Genomic DNA, 19461 nt, shown 5'->3' with positions numbered 1-19461 from the left:
GAATGTGGCTCAATCGCGGATCGGCAGGGTCACGTGGCTGTCGCCGTGCCACTGGATGACCAGCGGCTGGCCTGCATCGGCCAGGGTTTCGTCGGCTGGTTCCTTGCCGCTGCCGAGGTTGAGTTGCAGGTTGGGCTGCTTGAGCACGCCCACGGTAACCACGATGCGGCTGCCGGCGGGCAGGCGGCTGCCGAGCAGGCGGGTGTCCTGGATCCGCACGTGGCTGCGTTGCCCGGGCTGCAGCAGGTGGCGTTGGCTGCGGTCATCGGCCTGGCTCAGGCGCTGCAGCGCATAGGCCAGGTCGAAGTACTGGCCTGAGGGCCCCTGCGCGTAGATGCCGATGCTGAGGTCGGCGTCGGCCTTGTTGAGGGTGAAGTACAGGTCGGCGCTGAACGGTCCGGCCAATTCCAGGTCGTGCGTGAGCACGTCGCTGCGGAATACCAACCCGGCGTGCGGGTCCAGCGTGGGGTTCAACACGTTCGGTGAAGGCTGCCAGTCGGCGTCGCTGCGGTCGCTGAAGTCCACGCGCTGGATCGCCGGTGGGCCGTTGGACGGTGCCGCATCGAGCCGGTGCGCGGCATTGGCGCCGGCGTGCAGGTAGTAGCGCTGGCTGCGCGTGGCCATGGCTTCCAGCGTGTCGGCATGCCGCCAGGTGTCGGCGCCCATGACCTGCCAGTTGACGCGCCCGGCGAGCGGGGCGGGCGTGGGCGCGCCCTTGAAGACGTGGTCGAACCAGGCCAGCCGCATTGCCTGCAGGTCGATGCGGGCGCCGGGGTCGGGCGTGTAGCCCTGCACCACCGGCGGCAGCCCGGTCTGCATGGTGAAGTGTTCGTAGGGGCCGATCAGCAGGGTATGGTCGGCGTTCGGGCGGTGCTGCAGGTGGTTGCGGAAGTAGTGCAGGACGCCGATCTGCGCACCATCGAAGTAGCCGGTGGTGGCCAGGACCGGGATGTCGATGTCGGCGAACGCACTGCCCTGCGGAATCATCGCGCGCCACCAGGCGTCGTAGCGCGGGTGCTGCAGCCAGCGGCTGAACACCGGGTTGGCCGTGCCATCGATGGCGGGCCGGTCGCGGTAGCGGCCACCGCCGCGGTAGGCCTGCTGGTCGAGCCGCTGCCAACGGGCGCTGTCGCCGTAGCTGGCATCGTCCAGGCTGCGATTGCTGGCCGTGTAGAACGGCCAGGCGTACATGAAGTTGAGGAAGACGCCGCCTTCCATCGGGACATCGATGCCGGGTGCGGTCGTGGCCGAGGTGGCGATGGCCTTCAGCGCGGCCGGGCGTTGCTTGAGCGCGGCCCATTGGGTGAAGCCGCTGTAGCTGCCGCCATACATGCCGACCCTGCCATCGCTCCAGCGTTGCGCGGCGATCCAGTCGATCACCGCCGCCGCGTCGCCGCCATCGTGCTCGAACGGCACGATCGCATCCGGGCTGCGGCCCTTGCCGCGGCTGTACGCCACGACCGACGCATAGCCGTGGGCGGCCATCTTGCGGGCGTCGTCCCAGGCCCAATCGTCGTTGGCGTAGACGGTGAAGGTGAGCAGTGCGGGCAGGGGAGTGGCGGCGTGGCGCGGCAGCACCAGCAGCGCGGACACGCGGGCGCCGTCCGGGGTGGCGATCAACAGGTCGCGCTCGACCTGGTAACGGCGTGCGTCGTCGGCGGCCTGTGCCGCGGCGAACAGGGGCTGGAAGGCGACGTAGCTGTCGTGGACCTGCCAGGCACGCACCAGTTCGATGGCCTGGTCCAGGGGAAGGCTGCGTTTGCCGCGTGCCTGTTCGATGCGCTGGTCCAGGTCCTGGCGCATGCGCGGCAGGTAACCGCCGAAGGCAACGCCGGCCTGCTGCGCGCTGCGGTCGTCGAGCTCGGCGAAGCGGGCGGCGAAGGCCTGTGGCCATGCCTGCGCGAACGCTTGCCGATACTCGGTCTGCGCCTGCCGCGCACGCGCATGGATCTCGTACTGCAGGAACAACGGCGGCTGGTTGGGTGGGTCGTTGCGCAGGCGGCGCAGCGCCTGGATGCTGGTGATGGCGTCGGCATACCTGCCGGCGGCCAACTGCAGGCGGAACACCGTGCCCAGCCGCTGCTGCGCATCGGGCGTGTCGTAGCGCGCCAATGCCTGCCGGGCCAGGGCCGGTACGGTCGTATCGAGGCGCTGCTCCCAGCCGGCCGGCAGCACAATGTCGTCGTTGGCCGCGTAGGCCGAAGCCGCGAACAGCATCAACAGCAACGTGAGCAGGCTGCGCATGGTATTTACCCGACGAAGGTGCTGCTTGATAGCACATCGACGGACGGCGCGCCCGTGCGGCGTTGCGCCCGAAAACAGATGCCCCCTCCCGTGGACGGGAGGGGGCATGGCTTCCATCGCTACGGAAGTGAAGGTGTGGCGATCAGCCGAGGATGCCCGGCAGGTCCAGGCCCTTCTCGCGGGCGCAGTCCAGCGCGATGTCGTAGCCGGCGTCGGCATGGCGCATGACGCCGGTACCGGGGTCGTTCCACAGCACGCGGGCGATGCGCTGGTCGGCGGCCTCGCTGCCGTCACAGACGATGACCACGCCGGAGTGCTGCGAGTAGCCCATGCCCACGCCACCGCCGTGGTGCAGGCTCACCCAGGTGGCACCGCCGGCGACGTTGAGCATGGCGTTGAGCAGCGGCCAGTCGGAAACCGCATCCGAACCGTCCTTCATTGACTCGGTTTCGCGGTTGGGCGAGGCGACGCTGCCCGAATCCAGGTGATCGCGGCCGATCACTACCGGTGCCTTGAGCTCGCCATTGCGGACCATTTCGTTGAAGGCCAGGCCCAGCTTGTGGCGCAGGCCCAGGCCGACCCAGCAGATGCGCGCCGGCAAGCCCTGGAAGCTGATGCGCTCGCGGGCCATGTCCAGCCAGCGGTGCAGGTGCGGGTCATCGGCGATGATCTCCTTCACCTTGGCATCGGTCTTGTAGATGTCCTCCGGGTCGCCGCTCAGTGCCACCCAGCGGAACGGGCCAACGCCGCGGCAGAACAGCGGGCGTACGTAGGCCGGCACGAAGCCGGGGAAGTCGAACGCGTTCTTCAGGCCTTCGTCGAAGGCCATCTGGCGGATATTGTTGCCGTAGTCGACGGTCGGGATGCCGGCCGCGTGGAAGGCCAGCATCGCCTCCACGTGCACGCGCATCGCGGCCTTGGCGGCGTCGCGCACCTTCTCCGGGTTGGCCTGCTGCTCGGCCAGCCATTGCTCCACGGTCCAACCGACCGGCAGGTAGCCGTGCACCGGGTCATGCGCGCTGGTCTGGTCGGTGACGCAGTCCGGGCGCACGCCACGGCGCACCAGCTCCGGCAGGATCTCGGCCGCATTGCCGAGCAGGGCGATCGACTTGGCTTCGCCGGCGGCCGTGTACTTGGCGATGCGCGCCAACGCGTCGTCGATGTCGGTGGCCTGCTCGTCGACGTAACGGGTGCGCAGGCGGAAGTCGATGCTGCTCTGGCGGCATTCGATGGTCAGGCTGCTGGCGCCGGCCAGCGATGCGGCCAGCGGCTGCGCGCCGCCCATGCCGCCGAGGCCGGCGGTGAGGATCCACTTGCCGGCCAGGCTGCCGCCGTAATGCTGGCGGCCCATCTCCACGAAGGTCTCGTAGGTGCCCTGCACGATGCCTTGGCTGCCGATGTAGATCCAGCTGCCGGCGGTCATCTGCCCGTACATCATCAAGCCCTTCCTATCGAGCTCGTTGAAGTGCTCCCAGTTGGCCCAGTGCGGCACCAGGTTGGAGTTGGCGATCAGCACGCGCGGTGCATCCGGGTGCGTGGGGAACACGCCGACCGGCTTGCCCGACTGCACCAGCAGGGTCTGGTTGTCGTCCAGGCGCTGGAGTGTTTCCAGGATCTTGTCGTAGCTCTCCCAGTCGCGCGCGGCGCGGCCGATGCCGCCATACACCACCAGCGAGGTCGGGTCTTCAGCCACTTCGGCGTCGAGGTTGTTCTGCAGCATGCGGAACGGGGCCTCGGTCTGCCAGGACTTGCAGTTGAGCGTGTTGCCGCGCGGCGCGCGCGGGCTGCGGGAAGGATCGTGACGGGTCATGCGTTTCTCCGGGAAGCAAAATCGAGGCAGGCGCGAAGGATCTGTTTCAGGGTGTCGCGTACCGGTGCGGCGTGGTCGGGGTCGTACGGGGTCGGCCAGCTGTGCTCATCGACATCGGCCGGCGCGGGCTCGTGCATGTAGCCACGGCAGCCCAGCTCCATCTGCAGGGTATGCACGCCGCCGGCGGTGTCGCTGTAGTGGCGGGTGATCCAGCCGCCCTTGAAACGGCCGTTGCGAACGTGGCCCAGGCCGCTGATCGCGCACAGGTTCTCGACCACGTCGGTGAGCGCGTTGTCGCAGGACGTGTCCGGCGCACCACTGGGGCCGGCGCTGCCGATGTTGAACTGCGGCAGTTCGCCGTCGAACAGGTGCGGGATCAGCGAGCGGATCGAATGCGCGTCGTAGACGACCACGGTGCCGTGGATGGCGCGCAGTCGGGTGATCTCGGCGCGCAGCGCGGCGTGGTACGGGTCGAACCAGGTCTGGCGGCGGCGCTGGATCTCCGCCTCGTCCGGCGCATGGCCGTCGCGGTACAGCGGCTGGTTGTCGAAGGTGGTGGTCGGGCACAGGCCGGTGGTGTTCTGGCCCGGGTACAGGGAGGCGCCGGAGGGATCGCGGTTGACGTCGATCACCGAGCGCGAGACCGCGGTGCGCACGGTGGTGGCGCCTAGTTCCCTGGCGAAGGCGTACAGCTCGTGCACCCACCAGTCGGCGTCGCGGCGGGCCAGCCATGGCGAGACGAAGTGGCCGACCAGCGCGTCGGGCAGTTCGGTGCCGGTATGCGGGAAGCTGACGATCAGCGGAGCATCGCCGCGGTGAATCTGCAGCCAGTCAGGCGAGTGGGTCATGGAGGACTCCAAAGGGCAGGGCAGAACGATGAAGCGTGTGGGAATGCGTTATCCCTTCTCCCGCGTGCGAGGGAAGAGGCCCGAAGGGCAGATGAGGGGAGCTTTTTGCAGTGAAGCTGAAAAGCGCCCTCATCCGGCGCTGCGCGCCACCTTCTCCCGCTTGCGGGAGAAGGGAAGGGTTTGCCGCGAGCGCTGACCGCACGGCTGTGTCATACACCGCGCGGAAAGCCGATGCTGTCTCTTCTCCCGCTTGCGGAGTGAAGACATGCGGTCTACGAGCCATGGGCTCGTGCATGGCTGAACGCCCAGCGCGTTGCGCTGGGCCGGGGCGCGGAGCGAGATGCCCGCAGGGCAGATGAGGGCAGCTTTTCGCAGTGAAGCGAAAGCCAGAAGAACCAGCCCTGTGCGCCCAATGCCACATACGACGCAATCAGTTGCCAGCCACATCCACGCCCGGCAACTGCACGCCCAGGCCCGCCAGCAGCGCGCCGCTGCGCACCAACTCGGTGGCGGCGACCATGTCCGGGTGGAAGTAGCGGTCGTCCTGCAGCGTCGGCACCTGCGCACGCAGCACCGCACGCACGCCTTCCAGTGCATCGCTCGAACGCAGCGGCGCATGGAAGTCGCAACCCTGGCCGGCGGCCAGCAGCTCGATGCCGATCACGTTGGCGGCGTTCTCGGCCATCGCGATCAGGCGGCGCGCGCCATGCGCGGCCATCGAGACGTGGTCTTCCTGGTTGGCCGAAGTGGGAATCGAATCCACGCTGGCCGGGTAGGCACGCTGCTTGTTCTCCGACACCAATGCCGCGGCGGTCACCTGCGGGATCATGAAGCCCGAGTTCAGGCCCGGCTTCGGGGTCAGGAACGCCGGCAGGCCACTCAACGCCGGGTCCACCAGCATCGCGGTGCGGCGCTCGCTGATCGAGCCGATCTCGCAGATCGCCATGGCCAGCATGTCGGCGGCGAAGGCCACCGGTTCGGCGTGGAAGTTGCCGCCGCTCAACGCCTCACCGGTATCGGTGAACACCAGCGGGTTGTCGGACACGCCATTGGCTTCGATTTCCAGCGTGGTCGCGGCCTGGCGGATCACGTCCAGTGCCGCGCCCATCACCTGCGGCTGGCAGCGCAGGCAGTACGGGTCCTGCACGCGCACGTCGTTGTCACGGTGCGATTCGCGGATGGCCGAACCCTGCATCAGCTGGCCCAGTACCGCGGCGGTGGCGATCTGCCCGTGCTGGCCGCGGATGCGGTGGATGCGCGGGTCGAACGGAGTATCCGAACCCTTGGCTGCTTCCACCGACAACGCACCGGTGACCAGCGCGCTCTGGAACACGACCTCGATCTCGAACAGGCCGGCCAGCGCATATGCGGTGGAGTACTGGGTGCCGTTGAGCAGGGCCAGCCCTTCCTTCGCGCCCAGCACCAACGGTGCCAGGCCGGCCTGCTGCAGCGCCTGTTCGGCCGGCATGCGCACGCCACCGACGAAGGCTTCGCCCACGCCGATCATCACGCTGGCCAGGTGCGACAGCGGCGCCAGGTCGCCGGAGGCACCGACCGAACCCTGGCTCGGCACCACCGGAACCACATCCTTCTGCAGCATGGCTTCCAGCAGCGCCAGCGTTTCCGGGCGGATGCCCGAAGCACCCTGCGCCAGGCTGGTCAGCTTGAGCGCCATCATCAGCCGCACCACGTCGACCGGCATCGGCTCACCCACGCCGGCGGCGTGCGAGAGCACGATGTTGCGCTGCAGGGTTTCCAGGTCCTCGCGCTCGATGCGCACGCTGGCCAGCTTGCCGAAGCCGGTGTTGATGCCGTACACCGGCGCGCCCTTGGCGACGATGTCGGCCACGACCTGCGCGCTGCGCTGCACGGCGGCCTGCGCCGAGGCGTCCAGCTGCACGTTGGCGCCGCGGTAGATCTGCCGCCACTGCGCGAGCGGGACGTGGCCAGGAAGAAGGGTCAGGGTGGTGCTCATGAATGCTCCAAGCGGTGCGTTGTAGTGCGTGGTGTCAGGCCGCGTGCCCGCGCCAGATGCGGGCATGCAGGGGATTGAAGCCGATGCGGTAGACCAGGTCGGCGGGCGCCTCGATGTCCCAGATGGCCAGGTCGCAGTCCATGCCGGCGACCAGCCTGCCGAGGCGATCGCTGCGGCCCAGCGCGCGGGCGGCTTCGCGGGTGAAGCCGGCGATGCATTCGTCCACGGTCAGGCGGAACAGGGTCGCGCCCATGTTCATGGTCAGCAGCGGGCTGGTCAGCGGCGAGGTGCCGGGGTTGCTGTCGGTGGCCAGGGCCAGCGGCACGCCGGCGTCGCGCAGTTTCTGGATCGGCGGCAGCACGGTTTCGCGGGTGAAGTAGAACGCGCCCGGCAACAGCACGGCGACGGTACCGGCCGTGCGCATGGCGGCGATGCCGGCATCGTCGAGGTGTTCGATATGGTCGGCGGACAGCGCACCGTGGCGGGCGGCCAGTTCGGCGCCATGTTGGTTGGACAGCTGCTCGGCGTGGATCTTGATCGCCAGCCCGTGCGCGCGTGCGGCCTCGAACACCTGCTGCGCCTGTGCCGGCGAGAAGGCGATGTTCTCGCAGAAGATGTCCACCGCCTCGGCCAGGCCTTCGGCGGCGATGGCCGGGATCATCACTGCACTGACGTCGTTGATGTAGGCCTGTGCCTCGTGGCCGGGCGGCACCGCATGCGCGCCGAGGAAGGTCGGCACCACTTCCACCTTGCGCAGCCTGCCCAGTTCGGCGGCCACGCGCAGTTGCTTGCGCTCATCGGGCAGGCTCAAGCCGTAGCCGGACTTGATCTCGATCGTGGTCACGCCTTCGGCCAGCATCGCGTCCAGGCGGGGCAGGGAGGCGGCGATCAGCCCGGCATTGTCGGCGGCGCGGGTGGCGCGCACGGTGGAGACGATGCCGCCGCCGGCCCGGGCGATGTCGGCGTAGCTCACGCCCTGCAGGCGCTGCTCGAACTCGCCGGCGCGGTTGCCGGCGTAGACCAGGTGGGTGTGGCAGTCGATCAGCCCGGGGCTGATCCAGCGGCCGCCGCAATCGATGCGCTCGGCCGGTATGAATGCCGGGGCGGTGTTGGCCGGGCCGGCGTATACGATGCGACCTTCGGTGGCGGCGATCATGCCGTCACGGACCACGCCCAGGCCGCCGCTGGCATCGTCCAGGGTCATCAGGTTGGCGTTCTGCCAGAGCGTGTCGCAGCGCATGGGCACTCATCCCGGTGAATTTGTATATACAATAACGACCGAAAACGGAGAGTGTCCAGTGATCACCCCATCCCCATCGCAACCGGTTCATTTCCATGCCCAGCAGGCCTTGTTGGCCGATGGCTGGGCGCATGACGTGCGCATCGAAAGCCAGGCCGGGCGCATCACTTCGGTGACGGCCGGGGTGCCGGCGCAGGACGGGGACCGGCGGCTGGGCACGGTCGTGGCCGGGCTCGGCAACCTGCACAGCCATGCGTTCCAGCGCGCGATGGCTGGCCTGACCGAAGTGGGCGGGCGCTCGGGCGACAGCTTCTGGAGCTGGCGCGAGCTGATGTACCGCTTCCTCGACCGGCTCGACCCGGACGACTTCCAGGCCATCGCCGCGCAGGCGTACATGGAGATGCTGGAAAGCGGCTTCACCCGCGTCGGCGAGTTCCACTACCTGCACCACGCCCAGGATGGCAGCGGCTATGCCGATCCGGCGGAAATGTCCGCGCGCGTGGCCGCCGCCGCTGCCGAGACCGGGCTGGGCCTGACCCTGCTGCCGGTGTTCTATGCGCACAGCGATTTCGGCGGGGTGGCGCCGACGCCGGGCCAGCGTCGCTTCCTGCACGACGTGGATGGCTTCGCGCGCCTGCTCGAAGGCTGCCAGCGGGTGCTGGCCACGACGCCCGATGCGGTGCTGGGGCTGGCCCCGCACAGCCTGCGTGCCAGTACGCCACAGGAACTGCAGGCATTGGCGGCGATGGGGCAGGGCCCGATCCACATCCATATCGCCGAGCAGACCCGCGAGGTCGACGCCTGCCTGGCATGGAGCGGCCAGCGCCCGGTGGAGTGGTTGTACGACCACGTCGCGGTCGATCCGCGCTGGTGCCTGGTGCATGCCACCCACGTCACCGCGCGGGAAGTGCAGCAGATCGCCGACAGCGGCGCGGTGGTGGGGCTGTGCCCGATCACCGAGGCCAACCTGGGCGACGGCCTGTTCCCGATGCGCGACTTCGTGCAGGCCGGCGGCCGGTTCGGGGTGGGCTCGGATTCGAACGTGTTGATCGATGCAGCCGAGGAACTGCGTCTGCTCGAGTACGGCCAGCGCCTGGCGTTGCGGGGGCGCAACGTGTTGTCGCCGGGCGTGTTCTCCACCGGGCGCTGGTTGTACCAGCAGGCCGGTGAGGGCGCGGCGCAGGTGCTGGGCGTGGCCAGCGGGTTGCGGGCGGGCGCGCCGGCCGACCTGCTCGAACTGGATCCGGAACACCCGGCACTGCAGGGTCGACAGGGCGATGCCTTGCTTGACAGTTGGCTGTTCGCCGCACGTAATGGCGCCCTCCGCAGCGTCTGGCGCAACGGTCGCGAGCTGGTCCAGGGGGGCCGCCACGTGCATCGCGAAGCGATCACCCTGCGTTACCGCGCCGCCCTTGGCCGGATACTGGCCTGACGACACGGTGTTGCCCATTTCAGGAATCGCGAGTGAAGAGCAAGAAGGCTCCCACCCTCAACCAACGCATCCGCAGTGACATCGAAAGCCGCATCCTCAGCGGCGAGTGGGAGCCGGGCTACCGCATTCCCTTCGAACATGAGTTGATGGAGCAGTACGGGTGTTCCCGGATGACGGTGAACAAGGTGCTGACCACGCTGGCCGAGAGCGGCATGATCGAGCGCCGTCGCCGCGCCGGTTCGTTCGTGGCGCGCCAGCCCCCGCACCTGGAACACGTGGCGCTGGAGATCCCGGACATCGCGGTGTCGGTCATCCAGCGCGGCCATGCCTATGGCTTCCAGTTGCTGGAGCACGCCCATCGCAAGGCCCGCGCAGGACAGGCGGAGGAGTTGGCGCTGGTCGGTGCCGGCAAGCTGCTGGCGATGCGCTGCCTGCACCTGGCCGACGGCAAGCCGCTGGCGCTGGAGCGGCGCCTGATCAATCCCGAGGCCGTCCCCGAAACGCTGGAAGTGGACTTCTCGGTACAGCCGCCGGGCAGCTGGCTGCTGCAGAACGTGTCCTGGACGCGTGGTGAGCACCGCATCAGCGCGGTGGCCGCCACCGCCGAGGAAGCCGCCCTGCTGCAGGTGCCGGCCGGTACCGCCTGCCTGACCATCGATCGCCAGACCTGGCGCGGCGAACAGCCCATCACCTGGGTGCGACAGAAGTTCCTGGGCGATGCCTACGACCTGATCGCCCGCTTCGCGCCCGGCAACAGGTAGGAGCGGCTTCGGCCGCGGAACCGCGACGCTCAACGCGCTGGCGAATGCCTGCCATCGCCGTTGATCCCGCTCGGGAGGGGTGTCCCCGCCGCGCGGCCAGGGCCGCGCCTACGGCTCAGAACGTGCGGCACTGCCGCCAGCGCACCGGCTCATCGACGCCCGGACGCGGGTTGAGCTGCACGCGGGTGGTACGCAGCGCCGGGAAACGTTCCAGCTCGGCGCAGATCAATGGCCAGATTGCCGCATCCTCCCCGCTGCGTTCCACTGCAAGGGTGCTGCGCGTCTGCCAGATGCCGCTGACCACGCCCGGGGTGCGCGCCAATGCCTTGGACACCGACTGCTGGTAGCGCAGCAGCGTCTGCGGGTCGGGATCGGCGACCAGGTCGCCGGGGTTGGCACTGGCCACCGGAGTGGCTGCGGCAGCGGGCGTTGCGGCAGCCGGCGCCGCGGCTTCGGCACCGTTGCCGGTCGGCTCCGGGCGTCCTTCGCGTGCCGTCGCCGACGCTGCCGGCGCGCCGCGCGGCGTGGCCGCCCCGCTGGCGCCTTCGTCGCGAAGTGTGAGGTAGCCCATGCTGACCAGCAGGCCCAGGGTGACGGCGGCGAGCCCGGCAATGCCGGTGTGGCGCACGGCCTCGCGGCGCGCGAAGCCGGTGACCGTTTCGCGAACTTCGTCCGGCACGTAGGGCTTGAGGAACTGCCACAGGTCGCGCCCGTCGATCACCTCGATGGATTGCCGCCCGGCCTCGGTCACGCCCTCGCGGTCTACCTGGCCTTCGGTCAGCAGCAGGCCGCCGACCGCACCGGTCAGGCGCATCGCCGCGCCCAGTTCGTGCACGGCCGAGGCATCAAACCGATACGCGCGTCCGTGCTTGCACGACACCAGCCAGCGCTCGCCGTCCCGCTGCAGCAGGAAGTCGCTGCTGGTGCCGCGTTCGCTGTCATCGCTGGCATTGAGGGCAACCAGGCCACGGCGCTCGGCCATCGCCGAACGGACGATCTGCGAGAACTCGCGCCAGCGCATGCCGGCCAGCGCGGCCAGGCCGTGCTTCATCTCGGTTTCCCGGCGCTTGACCAACCACAGCCAGGCGGCCGCAAGGCTCCAGATCAACAGCGCGAGCACCAGGGCCAGGATCCAGGAAAACATCGATTTACCCGAGGGAACGGAAGACAGGGGGCCTCAGTCTAGCTTCCTTCACGACCGTAAGAAGGGCCAATTGCAGCTTTTGCGAAAGCCGTCAGGGCGCTGCCGGGGACGCTCCCCGCGCGCGTGCTCAACCCGGCCAGTAGTGGCTGTCCGGCACCGTTCTTGCACCGAAGATGGCCTGCCCGACGCGGACCACCGTGGCGCCTTCCTCGATGGCGATCTCGAAGTCACCGGACATGCCCATCGACAGTTCGTCCAGCGTGATATCGGCAGGCGCTTGCTGGCGCAGGCGGTCGCGGAGCTGGCGCAGTTCGATGAAGCAACGGCGCACCCGCTCGGCCTCGGTCGAGAACAGCGCCAGGGTCATCAGGCCACGCACGCGCAGGCTGCCGAATTGCGGCAGGGCCTGGAGGAAGGCCGGCACGTCGGCCGGTGCCAGGCCGAACTTGCTGTCCTCGCCGGAGGTGTTGACCTGCACGTAGACATCCAGCGAGCGGCCTTCCAGCTGCAGGCGGCGGTCCAGGGTCTCGGCCAGGCGCAGGCTGTCCAAGGCCTGGAACTCGCTGGCGAAGCGCGCCACCAGCTTGGCCTTGTTGGTCTGCAGGTGGCCGATCACCGACCACTGCAGGTCGTGCAGGTCCTGCATCGCCTCCCACTTGTGGTGGGCCTCCTGCACCTTGTTCTCACCCAGCAGGCGGCAGCCGGCCTGGTAGGCCAGGCGGATGTGGGCCTCGTCGATGGTCTTGCTGACCGGCAACAGCCGCACGCTGCCGCGGTCGCGGCCGGCGCGCGCGCAGGCGGCATCGATCCGGGCCTGAATGGCCTCCAGGTTGTGGCGGAAGTCCTCCACGGTTTCGGCGCGCGGGTAGCGGCCGTGCTGGTCGTGGTGGGTGGGGGTGTCGGGCAGCGGGGTCTGCATGGCGGCTCTCATGGCGCGATTGGCCGGGCCGACCATTGTCGCCTTTACCGTCCCGCGGGGCATCTTTCCCGGAGCGCAGGCATGAAAAAACCCGCCATCCGGAGCCGTGAGGGGAGGGAGACAAACGGCGCGGTACTGCTGGCGGGTCAATGGATTCTTGCGCAACTTTTGCTGCTATGCAACATCAATCTTCATGCGGAGGCGAGGCGGCGTGCGCGGCGCGCGATTCGGCCTTGGTCAGGCGCCTGTTGAGCGCGTCCAAGCGCTCGTTCAGCGCCTCGATGTCCGAGCGGCTGGGGATGTCCATCCGGCGCAGCACCCGGTGCACGCGGTCCTCGAAGTTCTTCTCCACCCGGTCCCAGGTGCCGGCGGCGCGTTCGCGCGCCTGGCCCAGGGTGTTCTCAACGGTGTCGCGCAGGCTTTCGCCGCGCGTGGACTCCTCGCGGCTGCGCTCTTCGGCGGCCTCGCCTTCCTTGACCAGTGAATCGAACAGGCGGCTGCCTTCGTTCTGCGCCCGGGCCAATGCGCCCAGCCCGGCCAGCCAGACCTGCTGGGCCGATTCGGTCATCCTGCGGCCGATACGCTCGGCCTGGTGCTGCAGGCCGGGGCTGCTGCCGCCGTCGTCACCGGGACGACGTTCATATGCGCTCATGACGGTGCTCCTATAGGGACGAAACCTTGGGCAACACCGTAACGAGTGGGATGCGTGCTTGGCGTGATGGAAGCTCAGCCGAGCTTTTCGGCCAGCACGCGCTGGATTTCCGATTCCACCATGCCCTTCATCGCGGACAACAGGAAGCCCAGTTCAGCCTTGACCCGCACCGCGCCGGGCAGCAGTTCGATGCCGCCTTCCACGCCGGAACGGGCGAAGTGCAGCACCTGGCCTTCCCAGCGCGTGGTGACGTCGAAGCGCTCTTGCAGCTTCTGCGCCACTTCGGCGATGGCGGAGCGGGCGTTGTCTTCGGACAGGCTGTGGGCGTGACGGATGTCGATGGTGGACATGAAGCGTTCCTGCGATACGGCGTCGGGTTGAAGGGAGGGCATTGTAGGACCTGCGCGGCCTGCTCCGGGCGCCGTGGCACCTTCTGCGCGGCAGGCCGACCTGCTAGTCTGCCGCGGTGCCTATCCTGCAAGTCCATTTCAGCAACCGCCAGCAGCCCGACCAGCCCTTGAGTCCGGGCGTCCAGCGCATCGTGCGCCATGCATCCGGGCAGGTCCGGCTGGGCGATGACAGCGTCGGTCCGATGTTGCTGGCGCAGTTCTGCGTGGACCAGCGCGGCGTCTGGCTGCAGGTCGCCAATGGCGTCCGCGGCATCCACGTCAACGGCCGCCCGGTGCGCCGGATGGCGCAGCTGCGCGCCGGTGATTCGGTCTACGCCGATGGGGCGGAGATGCTGCTGCGCGGCCAATGCGAGCCGGCCGGGCAGGTGCCCGAGGCCGTCGCCGAGCCGGGTGATGACCAGCGCGTGCTGCTGCGCGGCGTCGGTGGCCGCCACCATGGCCGCAGCTTCACCCTGGATCGGTCCCGTGGCATCGGCAGCGAAGCCACCAATGACATCGTCATCGACGACCCCACCTTCACCGCACGCCATGCCCGCTTCGAGCGCCACGACGACAAGGTGCTGCTGCGTGACCTCGGTTCGGCCGACGGGGCGCTGGTCAATGGCGTGGCGGTACGCAACTGCTGGCTGCAGGCCGGTGATCAGGTCGTGTTCGACGGCGGGCACCGCTTCGTGCTGGAGATGCCGCTGAACCCCGCAAGCCTGGCGGCGGTGCTTGCGGTCGAAGAGGAAGCGCCGGCCGAGCCGGCTGAAGCGGCCGCCACGGCCGCGCCGCGGCGTCCGCGGCGCTGGCCCTGGTTGCTGCTCAGCGCCCTGTTGCTGGGCGCGGCGATCAGCGCCCTGCTGCTGTACGGCGCCCGCTGAGCCCGCGCGCCGGCCGCGCCCTGGCCGGCTCGGCAGCGGTCCAATTGGGTGCAGATGCAACTTTTTCTGCGCCCCCAAAGGCTGTTGCGCTGCGGCATACTATGGGTTCTGCCCAACAGGTGTGTCATGACGCGCGCATTCAATTTCAGTGCCGGCCCTGCAACGCTGCCGGAGCAAGTCCTCCGCCAGGCGCAGGAGGAAATGTTGGAATGGAATGGCGTAGGCGCATCCATCGTCGAGATCAGCCACCGCAGCGCGGACTTCATGGCCGTGGCGGCGCAGGCCGAAGCCGACCTGCGCATGCTGGTCGGCATCCCCGATGACTATGCCGTGCTGTTCCTGGGCGGTGGCGCCACCACCCAGCAGGCGCTGCTGCCGCTGAACTTCGCCAGCCCGGGCCAGCGTGCCGACTACGTGGTCACCGGCCATTGGGGCAAGACCGCGGTCAAGCAGGCCAAGCCCTATGTCGATGCGCACGTGGCCGCCAGCGGTGAAGCCGGCGGCTTCCACGACATCCCGCCGGTGGCGCAGTGGCAGTTGTCGCCCGACGCGGCCTACGTGCACATCACCGCCAACGAAACCATCCACGGCGTCGAATTCCGCGACGTGCCGGACGTGGGCGAGGTGCCGCTGATCGCCGATTTCAGTTCCTCGATCGCCTCCGAGCCGATCGATGTCTCGCGTTACGGCGTGATCTACGCCGGTGCGCAGAAGAACCTCGGCCCGGTCGGCATCGCGGTGGTGATCATCCGCCGCGACCTGCTCGAACGCGCCGGCCAGCCGCGCGCGGACATCTTCGACTACCGCTCGCACGTGGCGCGCGATTCCATGCTCAACACCCCGCCGACCTGGAACTGGTACCTGGCCGGGCTGATGTTCAAGTGGATGCTGGCCCAGGGTGGCGTGGAGGCCTTCGCCCGCCTCAGCCAGGCCAAGTCGGCCGCGATCTACGACGCCATCGACGGCTCCGGCGGCTTCTACCGCAACGAAGTGGTGCCGGCGGTGCGCTCGCGCATGAACATCCCGTTCTTCCTGCCCAGCGAAGAACTCGATGCGCGCTTCGTCAGCGAATCCAAGGCCGCCGGCCTGCTGGCCCTGAAGGGGCACAAGGCGGTCGGTGGCATCCGCGCCTCGATCTACAACGCCATGCCGCTGGAGGGCGCGCAGGCGCTGGCCGCGTTCATGCGTGATTTCCAGCAGCGCAACGGCTGAGCCCCCAACAACGCCGTGCGCCGTGCGCCGGCCCGCAACAGGTAAATGATTGATGGCAAGCAAGCCGCCCAAGACCCCCGCCAAGGCCAAGCCGGCCATCGCGAAGAAGGCCGCCAAGCCGGCCGAGAAGAAGCCCGCCGTCGGTGCCATCGCCAAGCCGGTGCTGGCCGATGTGCGCGCCAAGATCGACCACATCGACCGCAGCATCCAGGCGTTGATCGCCGAGCGTGCCGAGTTCGCCCACCAGGTCGGCAAGGCCAAGGGCAAGCTCGCCGCCGCCGTGGACTACTACCGTCCCGAGCGCGAGGCGCAGGTGCTGCGCATGGTGGTGGACCGCAACGAAGGCCCGCTCAGCGATGAAGTGCTGGTGCACGTGTTCCGCGAGATCATGTCCGCCTGCCTGGCCCAGCAGGAGCCGCTGAAGATCGGCTACCTCGGCCCGGAAGGCACCTTCAGCCAGCAGGCCGTGCTCAAGCATTTCGGCCGCTCGGCGATGGGCCTGCCGATGGCCAGCATCGAGGAAGTGTTCCAGGAAGTGGAAGCCGGCAACGCCGACTTCGGCGTGGTGCCGGTGGAGAATTCAGGGCAGGGCACCATCCAGATCACGCTGGACATGTTCCTGACCTCCAACCTCAAGATCTGCGGTGAGGTGGAACTGCGCGTGCAGCAGTTCCTGATGTCGCGCAGCGGTCGCCTCGAGGACATCGAGCGCATCTACGCGCACCCGCAGTCGTTCATGCAGACCTCGTCCTGGCTGCGTGCCAACCTGCCCAAGGCCGAGAAGATCCCGGTATCGAGCAATGCCGAAGGCGCACGCCGCGCCCGCAATGCCGATGACGCGGCCGCCATTGGCGGCGAGAGCGCTGGTCACGTCTACGGCCTGAAGAAGGTGGTGACCAAGCCGATCCAGAATGACGCGGACAACACCACGCGCTTTTTGGTGATCGGTCGCCAGCTGTTCCCGTCCTCTGGCCATGACCGCACCTCGGTGCTGGTGTTCATCCACGACAAGCCCGGTGCGCTGTTCGACGTGCTTAGCCCGTTCGCGCGCCATGGCATCAGCATGAACCGCATCGAGTCGCGGCCGTCGCACCAGGCCAAGTGGGAGTACGGTTTCTTCATCGACCTGGCCGGCCACATCGAGGATGAATCGATGCAGGCCGCGCTGGCCGAACTCAAGGCCCATTCGGCGCAGATCAAGGTACTCGGTTCCTATCCGGTCGCCGTGCCCTGATCGCGTCCCGGACGCAGACCTGTCCCTTCCCCCAGGCGGGGGAAGGTGCCCGAGGGGCGGGTGGGGCAGTTCCAGCCCGTGACCGTTGATCCGCCTTCAGTCCCCCGCTTCCCGCATGGCGCCGGGAAGAAAAGAACGTTTAGAGAGCCCGCATGAGTTCCCAGCCTTACTGGATTGCACGCAAAGGATCGGCCCTGCAGGGCACCTTGACCATTCCCGGCGACAAGTCGGTCTCGCACCGCTCGGTGATGTTCGCCGCGCTGGCCGATGGCGTCTCGCACATCGACGGCTTCCTGGAAGGCGAGGACACCCGCGCCACGGCGGCCATCTTCGCCGAAATGGGCGTGCGCTTTGAAACCCCGTCACCGTCGCAGCGCATCGTGCACGGCGTGGGCGTGGATGGCCTGAAAGCCCCGCAACGCGAGCTGGACTGCGGCAATGCTGGCACCGGCATGCGCCTGCTCGCCGGCCTGTTGGCCGCGCAGCCGTTCGACAGCACCCTGGTGGGCGACGAATCGCTGACCAGGCGCCCTATGCGCCGGGTGACCGTGCCGCTGGCGCAGATGGGCGCCCGCATCGACACTCAGGACGACGGCACCCCGCCGTTGCATATCCACGGTGGCCAGACGTTGCAGGGCATTCACTACGAACTGCCGGTGGCCAGTGCCCAGGTCAAGTCGGCGCTGCTGCTGGCTGGCCTGTACGCGCAGGGCGAAACCACCGTGGTCGAGCCGCACCCTACCCGCGACTACACCGAGCGCATATTGCGTGCGTTCGGCGTGGAGATCGACTTCGAACCGGGCAAGGCGCGCCTGCGTGGTGGCCAGCGCCTGCGCGCGACCGATATCGCGGTGCCGGCGGACTTCTCCTCGGCGGCGTTCTTCATCGTGGCGGCCAGCATCATCCCGGGTTCGGAAGTGCGCCTGCGTTCGGTGGGGTTGAACCCGCGCCGGACCGGCCTGCTGACCGCGTTGCGCCTGATGGGCGCGGACATCACCGAGGAAAACCACGCCGAGCACGGTGGCGAAGCCGTGGCGGATCTGGTCGTGCGTCATGCACCGCTGAAGGGCGCGCAGATTCCCGAAGCCGTGGTGCCGGACATGATCGATGAGTTCCCGGCGCTGTTCGTCGCCGCGGCGGCGGCAGAAGGACAGACCGTGGTGACCGGCGCGGCCGAGCTGCGGGTCAAGGAATCCGACCGCCTGGCGGCGATGGCCACCGGCCTGCGCACCTTGGGCCTGCGCGTGGACGAAACCGATGACGGCGCGACCATCCACGGTGGCGTGCTGGGCAGTGGCACCATCGAAAGCCATGGTGACCATCGCATCTCGATGGCATTCGCCATTGCCGGCCAGCTGAGCACCGGCGAGGTGCGCATCAATGACGTGGCCAATGTGGCGACGTCGTTCCCGGGCTTCGACCAGTTGGCCAGCGGCGCTGGCTTCGGGCTCAGCGCCCGGTCCTGAACTCCACCGGGACCTGCACGACGCTGGCGATGGCCTTGCCTTCGCGCAGGGCAGGGTGGAAGCGCCATTGCAGCAGGGCTTCGATGGCGGCCTGGTCCAGCCGTACGTCCTGCTGGCCCTGGTGCGAAACGATGACGGCATCGGTCACCCGGCCGCTGCTGTCGATCTGCAGGCGCGCGATCACGTCGCCTTCGATGCCCGCATCAAGCAAGTCGGCCGGATAGCGCGGCATCGGGTTGCCGACGATCGGTTCGGCGTCCATGTCGATCACCGCCGGTGCGGGTTGCGGCTTGGCTGCCAGGGGCGGGCTGGCCGCCGGCATGGCCGGGGGCACGGCTTCGATCAATACGGCCGGATGCGTTGCCTGCCATCCCATCAGCAGCAGCAACGCCAGCATCCCAGCCGCCAGCAACGCCCACAGCCAACCGGCCACGGCATGGGTGCCGCGGCCGGTGGTGTCTGCACTGGTTTGGTCATGCGGGATGCTGGACATCGACGGGGCGTCTCGGTAGTGAATCGACGCCGCCAGTCTGGTCCGCCGGCGGTGAGCCGGGCTTAAACCCATCGCCCTGGCGCGGGCGATGGTTCAGCTTACTGAGCCGGTTTGAAATCGAACGGGATATCCAAGCTGGCCTGCATCGGTTGGCCATTGCTCAGCGCCGGCTGGAATCGCCAGCCACGCACGGCATCCAGCGCCGCACGGTCGAGGTCACGCGAGCCACTGCGCTGGATGACGCGTGCATCCAGTGCGGTGCCATCCACACCGACCACGACCTGCACCACCACCGTACCGCTGTCGCCACGGCGCAGGGCGGCTGGCGGGTACTCGGGCGGACGCTGGCCGGGCAGGGGGCTGGGACGGTCGGTGGGGGTTGCCGCGACCGGCGCCGGCGCGTCACCGGCCGGGCTTTGCGTGGGCGCGGTTTCGGCGATGGGTTGCGGCGGCGGGGCGGGCGGTGCCTCGACCAGCTCGGGTTTCTCCTCGACCGGCGCCGGGCGGGCCTCGGGCATGTCGGCCGCACCCGCACCGGCGGGCAACGGGGCCGGCAGCGGGGCCAGTTCGGCCACGGCGGTCTGCGGCTGGGCCGGGTCGGCGCGGTAGAAGTCGTTGTTGCGACGCGCGTTAAGCCAGGCCACGACAAACAGCAGCAGGCCCACGGCAAAGGCGATGCCGGCGATCTTCAGGCTGCTGCGTGGCAGATGGAAGGTGATGTTCTGGTCGGAGCGGGAAGAAGAGGCGGGCATGGGCTT

General features: G+C 68.7%; 17 protein-coding genes. 6 read left to right on the top strand and 11 right to left on the bottom strand.

Annotated features, from left to right (window positions below):
* Nucleotides 1-9: 9 nt before the first annotated feature.
* The 5 genes from ATCM_RS08765 to hutI all read right to left on the bottom strand — a co-directional run bounded on the left by ATCM_RS08765 (nucleotide 10) and on the right by hutI (nucleotide 8117).
* The gene (locus ATCM_RS08765) at nucleotides 10-2244 is read right to left on the bottom strand and encodes a CocE/NonD family hydrolase (RefSeq protein ID WP_165931159.1); all 2235 of its coding nucleotides are present in this window, start codon (nucleotides 2242-2244) and stop codon (nucleotides 10-12) included.
* Between the two features lie 142 nt (nucleotides 2245-2386).
* A complete protein-coding gene (gene hutU / locus ATCM_RS08760) occupies nucleotides 2387-4054 on the bottom strand; it encodes a urocanate hydratase (protein ID WP_132864156.1) in 1668 nt (555 codons plus the stop codon).
* Complete coding sequence (hutG, locus tag ATCM_RS08755; RefSeq protein ID WP_132864155.1) at nucleotides 4051-4902, bottom strand: N-formylglutamate deformylase; 852 nt, start codon at nucleotides 4900-4902, stop codon at nucleotides 4051-4053. Before hutG ends, hutU begins: the two co-directional genes overlap by 4 nt.
* Before the next feature lie 430 nt (nucleotides 4903-5332).
* Nucleotides 5333-6877, bottom strand: coding sequence for a histidine ammonia-lyase (gene hutH / locus ATCM_RS08750; RefSeq protein ID WP_132864154.1), 1545 nt, complete (start codon nucleotides 6875-6877; stop codon nucleotides 5333-5335).
* A gap of 34 nt (nucleotides 6878-6911) precedes the next feature.
* Nucleotides 6912-8117 (bottom strand): imidazolonepropionase, encoded by a 1206-nt coding sequence (gene hutI, locus ATCM_RS08745; protein ID WP_132864153.1) that lies wholly within the window; start codon nucleotides 8115-8117, stop codon nucleotides 6912-6914.
* Nucleotides 8118-8178: 61 nt separating this feature from the next.
* On the opposite strand from hutI, the gene ATCM_RS08740 reads away from it, so the two are divergent.
* Both ATCM_RS08740 and hutC read left to right on the top strand, forming a co-directional pair.
* Nucleotides 8179-9549, top strand: a complete 1371-nt coding sequence (locus ATCM_RS08740) for a formimidoylglutamate deiminase (RefSeq protein ID WP_243694083.1) — start codon at nucleotides 8179-8181, stop codon at nucleotides 9547-9549.
* Nucleotides 9550-9581: 32 nt separating this feature from the next.
* Nucleotides 9582-10310, top strand: a complete 729-nt coding sequence (gene hutC, locus ATCM_RS08735; protein WP_132864151.1) for a histidine utilization repressor — start codon at nucleotides 9582-9584, stop codon at nucleotides 10308-10310.
* A gap of 115 nt (nucleotides 10311-10425) precedes the next feature.
* Here the strand turns inward: hutC and ATCM_RS08730 are convergent, their stop codons facing one another.
* The 4 genes from ATCM_RS08730 to ATCM_RS08715 all read right to left on the bottom strand — a co-directional run bounded on the left by ATCM_RS08730 (nucleotide 10426) and on the right by ATCM_RS08715 (nucleotide 13375).
* Entirely contained in the window at nucleotides 10426-11454 is a 1029-nt protein-coding gene (locus tag ATCM_RS08730; RefSeq protein WP_132864150.1) for a restriction endonuclease, read from the bottom strand.
* A 127-nt stretch (nucleotides 11455-11581) separates the two neighbouring features.
* Nucleotides 11582-12373, bottom strand: a complete 792-nt coding sequence (locus ATCM_RS08725; protein ID WP_132864149.1) for a YggS family pyridoxal phosphate-dependent enzyme — start codon at nucleotides 12371-12373, stop codon at nucleotides 11582-11584.
* Nucleotides 12374-12557: 184 nt separating this feature from the next.
* Complete coding sequence (locus ATCM_RS08720) at nucleotides 12558-13025, bottom strand: phasin family protein (RefSeq protein ID WP_132864148.1); 468 nt, start codon at nucleotides 13023-13025, stop codon at nucleotides 12558-12560.
* Nucleotides 13026-13099: 74 nt separating this feature from the next.
* The gene (locus ATCM_RS08715) at nucleotides 13100-13375 is read right to left on the bottom strand and encodes a polyhydroxyalkanoic acid system family protein (protein WP_132864147.1); all 276 of its coding nucleotides are present in this window, start codon (nucleotides 13373-13375) and stop codon (nucleotides 13100-13102) included.
* 116 nt (nucleotides 13376-13491) lie between these two features.
* Between ATCM_RS08715 and ATCM_RS08710 the strand changes: the two genes are divergently transcribed.
* The 4 genes from ATCM_RS08710 (at nucleotide 13492) to aroA (ending at nucleotide 18210) form a co-directional block, all read left to right on the top strand.
* Nucleotides 13492-14298 (top strand): FHA domain-containing protein, encoded by an 807-nt coding sequence (locus tag ATCM_RS08710; protein ID WP_132864146.1) that lies wholly within the window; start codon nucleotides 13492-13494, stop codon nucleotides 14296-14298.
* A 126-nt stretch (nucleotides 14299-14424) separates the two neighbouring features.
* Nucleotides 14425-15510, top strand: a complete 1086-nt coding sequence (gene serC, locus ATCM_RS08705; RefSeq protein WP_132864145.1) for a 3-phosphoserine/phosphohydroxythreonine transaminase — start codon at nucleotides 14425-14427, stop codon at nucleotides 15508-15510.
* A gap of 52 nt (nucleotides 15511-15562) precedes the next feature.
* Nucleotides 15563-16744 (top strand): prephenate dehydratase, encoded by a 1182-nt coding sequence (gene pheA, locus ATCM_RS08700; RefSeq protein ID WP_132864144.1) that lies wholly within the window; start codon nucleotides 15563-15565, stop codon nucleotides 16742-16744.
* 152 nt (nucleotides 16745-16896) lie between these two features.
* The gene (aroA, locus tag ATCM_RS08695; protein WP_132864143.1) at nucleotides 16897-18210 is read left to right on the top strand and encodes a 3-phosphoshikimate 1-carboxyvinyltransferase; all 1314 of its coding nucleotides are present in this window, start codon (nucleotides 16897-16899) and stop codon (nucleotides 18208-18210) included.
* Here aroA and ATCM_RS08690 read toward each other — a convergent pair.
* The gene (locus ATCM_RS08690; RefSeq protein ID WP_165931157.1) at nucleotides 18194-18703 is read right to left on the bottom strand and encodes an energy transducer TonB; all 510 of its coding nucleotides are present in this window, start codon (nucleotides 18701-18703) and stop codon (nucleotides 18194-18196) included. The genes aroA and ATCM_RS08690 overlap by 17 nt on opposite strands.
* Before the next feature lie 98 nt (nucleotides 18704-18801).
* Nucleotides 18802-19455 carry an energy transducer TonB gene (locus ATCM_RS08685; protein WP_132864141.1) on the bottom strand — a complete coding sequence of 218 codons (654 nt, stop codon included), beginning with the start codon at nucleotides 19453-19455 and terminating at the stop codon, nucleotides 18802-18804.
* Nucleotides 19456-19461: the final 6 nt, after the last annotated feature.

Origin of the sequence: Stenotrophomonas sp. ATCM1_4, from assembly GCF_004348115.1 — a bacterium.
Lineage (GTDB): Bacteria > Pseudomonadota > Gammaproteobacteria > Xanthomonadales > Xanthomonadaceae > Stenotrophomonas > Stenotrophomonas capsici.
Note: the sequence above shows the minus strand (reverse complement) of the source record. Positions and strands in the feature narration are given on the sequence as shown.